Raw genomic sequence first — 1987 nt, forward strand, 5'->3', positions numbered from 1 at the left:
CCTTATGTGGGCAAATCTCCCACGTCAATGAGGCTCGCACAAGCCGTAGACGGAAGCGTATCCTTAAGGCAGCTGGCTGAGCCGTGAGGCGCTGTAGTTAGGACGTGATTAGTCGCGAGCACGCTCTATAAGCCGGCCTTATGCAAATGTTAGATCGCATCCGGTAGCGTCCGCTTACAGGACGTGGTCACATCCAGCTGAATGACTGAATTGGGCGCAAAGCCGAATATCAGCTTTCTGACGGCAATGCGCGGCGCGGAGCGGCCTGCCTACGCCTTGGGCAGTGAAGGGCACGGGTTCATAGACCCATCGCCCCTCCAATCATGACACCGCTTCGTCCGGCGCTCCAACTTGCCTCGCCGCTGATCCAAGGGCACTCTGCGAAGCCACCAGCGTGAAGGGTGCATGATCTTGATGGTGCCAAGCACGAGTGATCGCGCATGAGGCGCCGCGAGGTTCTCGCCGCGCTGGCTGCCGCCTCTGTCGTGCGGCCCGCGGTGGCGCAGCCCGCGAAGGTCCTGCGCTTCATTCCGGAAAGTGACGTCGCGGTCATCGACCCGATCTGGACAACCGCGACTGTCACGCGCAACCACGGCTACCTCGTCTTCGACACCCTCTACGGCCAGACCGCGCGCTACGATTTCCAGCCGCAGATGGTGGAAGGGCATGCGATCGAGGCCGATGGCCGCCATTGGCGGCTCACCCTGCGCGAGGGCCTGCGCTTCCACGACGGCGAGCCAGTGCTGGCCCGCGACGCAGTGGCAAGCATCCGTCGGTTCGCCGCCCGCGACGCCTTCGCCCGAGCGCTGATGGAGGCCACCGACGAGCTCACCGCCGCCTCCGACCGTAACGTGGTGTTCCGCCTGAAGCGACCCTTTCCGCTGCTGCCCGCTGCGCTCGGCAAGACCGGCACCTCGATGCCCTGCATCATGCCGGAGCGCCTGGCGAAGACCGATCCCAATACGCAGGTCACCGAGATGGTCGGCTCCGGGCCGTTCCGCTTCAAGGCAGACGAGCGGATCCCGGGGGCGCTCACCGTCTACGAGCGCTTCGACGGCTACGTGCCCCGCCCGGACGGCGTGGCGAGCTTCACCGCCGGGCCGAAGCGCGCGCATTACGACCGGGTCGAGTGGCGGATCGTGCCGGACGCCTCCACGGCTGCCAGTGCCTTGGCGGCCGGCGAGGTCGATTGGTGGCAGAACCCAACGCCGGACCTGCAGGGGCTGCTCCGGGCCAAGCCGGGGGTCAGGCTGGAGGTGCTCGATCCGGTCGGCGGCGTCGGCTGCCTGCGCTTCAACCACCTGCACCCGCCCTTCGACAATCCCGCGATTCGCCGAGCGCTGCTTGGCGCTATCGACCAGACCGAGTTCATGAGCGCGGTCGCCGGCGACGAGCGCGCCCTGTGGAAGGACCATGTCGGCGTGTTCAGCCCGGACGCTCCGATGGCGACGCGCGACGGCACCGAGGTGTTGGTCGGCCCCCGCGACTTCGGCGCCGTAAAGCGCGCCCTCACTGAGGCCGGCTACAAGGGCGAGCGCGTCGTCATGCTCGACCCGACCGACTATCCCGCCACCCACCCGCTGGCGCTAGTTGCCGCCGAGGCGTTCCAGAAGAGCGGGCTGAATGTCGACCTCGTCGCGATGGACTGGGGCACCCTGGTGCAGCGCCGAGCGAGTCGCCAGTTCCCCGACAAGGGCGGCTGGAGCACCTTCGTTACCTACCTGAACGGCACCAATAACTTCGATCCCGCCGGCCAGCTCGGCATCCGCGGCAACGGCGATCAGGCCTGGTTCGGCTGGCCCCGTGCCCCGCGGCTCGAGGCGCTGCGCGCGCAATGGTTCGCCGCGCCCGATTCCGCGGCCCAGAAGGCGATCTGCGCCGAGATCCAGCGGCAGTTCTTCATCGACGTGCCGTACCTGCCGCTCGGCGCCTATTACGAGGCGACGGCCTCGCGCGGGCTGACCGGCCTGCGCACCGGCTTCCCGCA

General features: G+C 67.6%; 1 protein-coding gene. It reads left to right on the forward strand.

Features of this window, described 5'->3' with window-relative positions; genetic code table 11:
- Positions 1-440: 440 nt before the first annotated feature.
- On the forward strand, positions 441-1987 hold a 1547-nt coding region (locus OXS49_RS33205), incomplete at its 3' end, for an ABC transporter substrate-binding protein (protein ID WP_267428747.1).

Source organism: Methylobacterium sp. GC_Met_2, assembly GCF_026540795.1.
Lineage (GTDB): Bacteria > Pseudomonadota > Alphaproteobacteria > Rhizobiales > Beijerinckiaceae > Methylobacterium.